We start from the raw sequence: 6,000 nt of genomic DNA, 5'->3' as shown, positions 1-6,000 counted from the left end.
ATCGCACAGCAGCGCCCACAGCCGCCGCAGGGTCAGCCGGCCCGTATCGGCCGGCGCGCGCAACGGTGCGAACAGGTCAGCGGCAGGCCGCGCCATAGCCGATCTCGACCGTCGCCGTCGCCCCCATGCGCAGCAGTGGCGCCGCAGCAGGGTCGAGCCGCACGCGCACCGGGAAGCGCTGGGCCACGTGCACCCAGTCCATCTCGCGTGGCACCAGTGGCAATCCGCGCGCCAGCCCGGCCGATTCCGGCGACAGCACGCCACGGCCGATGCTCTCGACATGTCCGCGCATGGGCGTCGTGCGGTCGATCATCGAAAAGACCGTGGCGCAGGCGCCGGGTTGCACGAACGCAAGATCGCCCTCGCGCAGGTCGGCAACGGCGGTCCAGTCGTCATCGACGACCAGCGTGAACAGAACCTGCGACGGGGCGAGGACTTCGCCCGGCCGCACGGTCAGGCTGGTCACATATCCGTCCTGGGGTGCGAAAACCTGTGTCTGGCGCAGGCTGTAACGTGCATGCTCGACCGCTACCCGGCGTGCGGCCTGTGCGGCCAGCGCGCTGTCCAGATCGCCGATGGCGATGTCGGCGGCCAGCGCCTGCTGGCGCGCCTGGGCGAGTGAGATATCCGCATCGCGCAGGCTGGTCCGGGCCTGATCGTATTCCTGACGCGGGATATAGGCGTGCGCGGCCAGCGGGCCCAGACGGTCGACCGTGCGGGCGGCCAGATCGCGGTTGGTCAGGGCGCGGGTCACCTGCGCCTGTGCCGACGCCGCGTTGGCGGTCTTGATCGCGACCATGCGACGCTGGTTCTCGACCTCGGCCGTAGCCAGGGCAAGGTCGGCTTCGGTCTGGCGCACCGTCAGCGCATAGGGCTCGGGATCGAGGCGATAGAGCAGATCGCCACGACGAACATGCTGGTTGACCCGAACCGGCAGATCGATCAGCCGCCCACCGACCGTGGACGCCACATGCACCAGTTCGGCGTCGATCATGGCGTTGTCGGACGAGGGATGATGACGGTCGAGGTGGGCGGCATGCAGCCCGACCAGTATGGCCAGCGCGATGCACACGGCCGCGATGACGATGCCCGGGCGCGGCAGACGGCGGCGCGTTGGAGGGTCGGCGCTGCCCGTCATGGTCCGAATACCACCATCCACACAAGCAGTGCGGCGACCGTGCCGAGCGCGACATACGTAAACAGCCGCAGGCTGAGTACGGCGTCCACGCCCGTTATCACGAACATGACCCGGAGCACGACCGCGACGGCGACCCCGATCAGGCCGCAGATCATCCAGGCCGGGAAGTAGGCGCCCACGACGGGAAAGCTGGGCGCGCCGTTCATGGCACACCCGCCCAGCGTCAGGACGGCCAGCGGGGGCAGGCGTCGAAAGGCGGCGCAACGCATGGTGGGTCGGGGTTCCTGCTCCGATGGCACGATCAGGCTAGGCCGGATTGCCGGTCGTGGTCGAGGGGGCGTGGCCGCCAGCATGTCGAAAGCAGGCAGGATCGTGATCGTCGACCATCCCGACCGCCTGCATCCACGCATAGACGATGACCGGCCCGACGAACGTGAACCCGCGCGCCTTGAGCGCCTTCGACAGGGCGACGGAGTCCGGGGACTGCGCCAGCACAGTGCCGGTGCGATTGACGATGGGCGCATCGGGCACCAGGCCCCAGGCGAAGCGGGCGAAATCCTCGCCACGGTCGCGCATGGCGCAAAAGGCCCGCGCGTTACCGATCGTGGCCACGATCTTGGCCCGCGCCCGGATGATGCCGGCATCGTCCATCAGCCGATCGACGTCGGCCTCGTCGAATCGCGCGACCTGATCGGGATCGAATCCCGCGAACGCGCGCCGGAACCCGTCACGACGCCGCAGCACGATCAGCCAGGACAGGCCGGCCTGGAAACTCTCCAGACACAGCGTTTCCCACAACAGACGCGCGTCATGCACCGGCACACCCCATTCCGTGTCGTGATAGTCGCGCAGCAGGGGGTCGGTCGATGCCCAGCGGCAGCGTGTGGGGGAGGGCGTGGGCGGCATCCGCACGCCATAGCACAGGCGCGCGGGGGTGTATCGCGTCCGCGCGTGAGGGACGGGATCCCCCGGCCACGCGGCCCGCCTTTTCGAAAGATGGGACGCGCGGTGGACGGGCGAGCCCCGTCGGGGGCACGCTCGGCACGAACATGCCCCCGCCGACCCGGTCGGACGGGGCGCCGCGCGGGGTGGGCAGTCGCAGTCCGAAAGGTTACGGTGGGGAACCGAACCAAGGAGTGACCATGCCGATTCGCCGCACCGCCCTGATGGCCGCTACAGCCGCCATGATCACGTTCGGGGTGAAGGCGGCGCCAGCCCCGCATCCCGAGGCGGACGCGCAGGCGCTCGATCTGGCGAAGCAGGCGATTGCCCTGCGTTCGGTCGCCGGTCCGGGCAACCAGACGCCGCAGGTCGCGGCCCTGTTCCGGGAGGCCCTGGTCGCGGGTGGTTTCGCGCCGGGCGACATTACGGTGACGCCGGTAGACGATACGGCCTATCTGATCGCGCGCTGGCACGGCCGCGACCCGTCGCTCAAGCCGCTGGTCATTTCGGGTCATATGGACGTGGTCGAGGCCCGGCGCGCGGACTGGCAGCGCGACCCGTTCACGCCCGTGGTGGAAAACGGCTATCTGTTCGGCCGTGGTGCCACCGACATGAAGCTCGACGACGCGATCGCGATCGCCAGCCTGCTGGAGTTGCGACGCGAGGGTTACACGCCGCGTCGCGACATCATCATCGAATTCTCCGGCGACGAGGAGACGACGATGAAAACCGGCGCCATCATCGCCGATAAACTCAGCAATGCCGAACTCGTGCTGAACGTGGACGGGGCCAACGGCGTGATCGACGAGAAGAGCGGCAAGCCCGCCTATTTCACCTGGGCCGGGGCCGAAAAAAGCTACGCCGATTTCCAGATGGTGGTGACGAACCCGGGCGGCCATTCCTCGGAGCCGCGCGCGGTCAACGCGATCGACGAGATGGCCGCCGCACTTTTGCGGATTCAGCAGCACCGCTTCACGCCCGAGATCAATCCGCTGACACGAAGCTATTTCGTCAATGCGGCCAAGTGGGAACAGCCCGCGACCGCCGCCGCGATGCGGGCCTTTGCCGCCAATCCGGCGGACCCGCACGCCATCGCCACCCTGTCGGCCGATCCGGCCATGATCGGCAAGATCGGGACGACCTGCGTGGTCACGATGATATCGGGTGGTCACGCGCTCAACGCCCTGCCGCAACGCGCCGAGGCGAACATCAACTGTCGGATTTTTCCCGGCCACCCCCGCGACCAGATCATGGCAGAGTTGAAAAAAGCGGCCGCCGATCCAGCCATCACGTTTACCGACACGACCGCGGGGTCGGTCTCCACCGACGCATCGCCAATGCGGCCTGATGTCGTCGCCGCGATCGACAAGGCCATGGCCGCGGCGTTTCCGGGTGTTCCCGTGTTTGCAGCCCAGGATTCCGGTGCCAGCGACAGCATGTGGTCGCGCGCCCATCATGTGCCCAGCTATGGCATAAGCCCGTTGTTCATAAAATCGTCCGATAGCTTCATGCACGGGCTTAACGAGCGCACGCCGGTCGCAGCGATCTCGCCGGCTATTTCGGTGATGCTGTCCGTGGTCACCGACCTGTCGCGCTGAGCGGGGAGACCCCCGGCCGATCGCGCCGGGGATGAAACCGATTGTCATTCTTTCGCGTATCGATCTCGTGCGAGCGATCGGTTATGCAGGAGACAGCATAAGACTGACGTGATCGATCATCAGGGGCCGTCCGGCCCCGGGAGCCGTGCCTGCGTCCGGAAACGGGCGGGGCAGCGGTGTTCCCTTCGTTTCCATCCTTTTTCCAAGGACACAGAACATGGCGTACGCCACGATTAATCCGTTCACCAATGAAGAACTCAAGGTGTTTCCGAATTCGACGGATGCGGAAGTCGACGCAGCACTCGATGGCGCGCAGGACGCCTTCCTGCAATGGCGCGAGACGTCGTTCGCCGAGCGCGCGCGGGTCATGCAGAACGCCGCCGACATCCTGCGCCGCGACAGCGACAAGTATGCACGGCTTCTGACGCTGGAGATGGGCAAGCTGATCGGCGAAGCCCACGCGGAGACGGAACTGTCGGCCGCGATTTTCGAATACTATGCCCGCAACGCCGAAAAGCTGCTGGCGCCGGAAGACCTGCCCGTCGCCGACAAGGCCGAGGGCCGTGCGAAGATCATCCACCAGCCGCTGGGCGTTCTGCTGGCCGTGGAGCCGTGGAATTTCCCGTTCTACCAGGTCGCGCGCATCATCGCGCCGCAGCTTTCGGCGGGTAACACGGTGCTGCTCAAGCACGCGTCCAACGTGCCGCAGTGCGCCGCCATCATGGATACCCTGATGGTCGAGGCCGGGCTGCCGGACGGCGCGTTCCGCACGCTGTTCCCCACCCATGGCCAGATCGCCCGGATCATCGAGGATCACCGCGTGCGCGGCGTGGCACTGACCGGTTCCGAAGGCGCCGGCGCGAAGGTCGCGTCGCAGGCGGGTGCGGCGTTGAAGAAGACGACGATGGAACTCGGCGGCGCCGACGCATTCATCGTGCTCGACGACGCCGACATGGAAAAGACCGTCAAATGGGCGGTGTTCGGACGCCATTGGAACGCCGGACAGGTGTGCGTGTCGGCCAAGCGCATGATCGTCGTGGATTCGGTGTATGACGATTTCGTCAAGCGCTACCGTGCGGGCGTGGCGTCGCTGGTGATGGGCGATCCGATGGACCCGGCCACCACTCTGGCGCCTCTGTCGTCGCAGCGTGCGGTGGACGATCTGAAAAAGCAGGTCGAAGGTGCGGTTGCCGCCGGTGCGCAGGCCGAGGAAATCGATCTGGCCATGCCCAACACGGGCGCGTTCTTCCGTCCGGTGATCCTGACGAACATCGACGAGAACAACCCCGCGCGCCGCGAGGAATTCTTCGGCCCCGTCTCGATGCTGTTCCGTGCGAAGGACGAGGACGATGCCGTGCGTATCGCCAACGATTCGCCCTATGGCCTCGGTGGCTCGGTCTTCACGCAGGACGAGGCGCGTGGCGAGCGTGTTGCCGAGCAGATCGAGACCGGCATGGTGTTCGTTAACCATCCGACGATGGTCAAGGCCGACCTGCCTTTCGGCGGCGTGCTGCGCTCGGGCTTCGGGCGCGAGCTGATCGGGTTGGGGATCAAGGAGTTCGTCAACCACAAGCTGATCGACGTCGTGGACATCGACGCACCGTTCTGACGACTGGCCGACCGGGGGGCTCGTCGCCCCCCTTTTCACAGCGTCAGGCGTCGGTGATCACACCTGCGTTCTCGGGGGCGCACTGCCGTCAGAACATGGCTCCGGCCCTTGTCTTCGGGCCATTCGCGGAACACACTCGGCCCTGCTTTGCACCGTTCGCATGCAACGTGCGGTGCGCTGGATCGAGGGGCGGCCTGTGCGCCGCCGTTCCATTGCGAAGGGGTTCTGACGATGCGTCCTGTTTTTCTCTGGTGCGCCGCGATGGCGGTCTCTCTACTGGCGGTTCACGCTGTTGCGCGGGCGCAGACCACCCCGGCGGCACCGGGAGCGCCCGCGTCGGTCGGAACGGCGCCAGGTGCCAATGTCGGCGCGATCGTGTCGGGTGCCAAGACCATCAACCGCGTCGGGGCGCTGAGCTACTGCGTGGCCAACCACTATGTCTCGTACGAGCAGGGCTGGCCGATGCTGCAGAGCCTGTCGGCGAGCACGGGCGCCGTCGACCCGAAGAACGAAAGCGGCAACATGGACTATCCGTCCGGGGTTGCCTCGCTGCTGATTGGCCCCAAGGACGAGATCGTCTCGCTGGACAAGGCCGACGTTCCCGCGCGGCAGAAAATCTGCGGACAGGTCATGGCGAGCCTGCAGAGCGCGACCTGAAAACGGACAGGCGGTCCGCCTGTGGGTGGGCCGCGTTTTCGGAGTGACACGCCGCG

Annotated in this window: 6 protein-coding genes; 3 read left to right on the top strand and 3 right to left on the bottom strand. The window is 66.8% G+C overall.

The window, feature by feature from the left end; genetic code table 11:
* Nucleotides 1-76: 76 nt before the first annotated feature.
* The 3 genes from mdtN to HUK82_RS06500 are packed head-to-tail and all read right to left on the bottom strand — an operon-like array spanning nucleotide 77 to nucleotide 2,044.
* Nucleotides 77-1,138: a multidrug transporter subunit MdtN gene (mdtN, locus tag HUK82_RS06510; RefSeq protein WP_176613189.1), complete on the bottom strand. Its 1,062-nt coding sequence runs from the start codon at nucleotides 1,136-1,138 to the stop codon at nucleotides 77-79.
* Nucleotides 1,135-1,407, bottom strand: coding sequence for a YtcA family lipoprotein (locus HUK82_RS06505; RefSeq protein ID WP_176613188.1), 273 nt, complete (start codon nucleotides 1,405-1,407; stop codon nucleotides 1,135-1,137). The genes mdtN and HUK82_RS06505 overlap by 4 nt, the downstream gene beginning before the upstream one ends.
* A 37-nt stretch (nucleotides 1,408-1,444) precedes the next feature.
* Complete coding sequence (locus HUK82_RS06500; protein ID WP_176613187.1) at nucleotides 1,445-2,044, bottom strand: DNA-3-methyladenine glycosylase I; 600 nt, start codon at nucleotides 2,042-2,044, stop codon at nucleotides 1,445-1,447.
* Between the two features lie 260 nt (nucleotides 2,045-2,304).
* Between HUK82_RS06500 and HUK82_RS06495 the strand changes: the two genes are divergently transcribed.
* The 3 genes from HUK82_RS06495 to HUK82_RS06485 all read left to right on the top strand — a co-directional run bounded on the left by HUK82_RS06495 (nucleotide 2,305) and on the right by HUK82_RS06485 (nucleotide 5,944).
* Nucleotides 2,305-3,678, top strand: a complete 1,374-nt coding sequence (locus HUK82_RS06495; protein WP_373318249.1) for a M20/M25/M40 family metallo-hydrolase — start codon at nucleotides 2,305-2,307, stop codon at nucleotides 3,676-3,678.
* A 217-nt stretch (nucleotides 3,679-3,895) separates the two neighbouring features.
* Nucleotides 3,896-5,287: an NAD-dependent succinate-semialdehyde dehydrogenase gene (locus HUK82_RS06490; protein ID WP_176613185.1), complete on the top strand. Its 1,392-nt coding sequence runs from the start codon at nucleotides 3,896-3,898 to the stop codon at nucleotides 5,285-5,287.
* A gap of 231 nt (nucleotides 5,288-5,518) precedes the next feature.
* On the top strand, nucleotides 5,519-5,944 hold the full coding sequence (locus tag HUK82_RS06485; RefSeq protein ID WP_176613184.1) for a hypothetical protein: 426 nt from the start codon (nucleotides 5,519-5,521) through the stop codon (nucleotides 5,942-5,944).
* The last annotated feature ends 56 nt before the right edge of the window (nucleotides 5,945-6,000 follow it).

The sequence above is a fragment of the Ameyamaea chiangmaiensis genome, from assembly GCF_013376175.1.
Taxonomy (GTDB): Bacteria; Pseudomonadota; Alphaproteobacteria; order Acetobacterales; family Acetobacteraceae; genus Ameyamaea; species Ameyamaea chiangmaiensis.
This window is presented reverse-complemented; position numbering and strand designations above follow the sequence as displayed.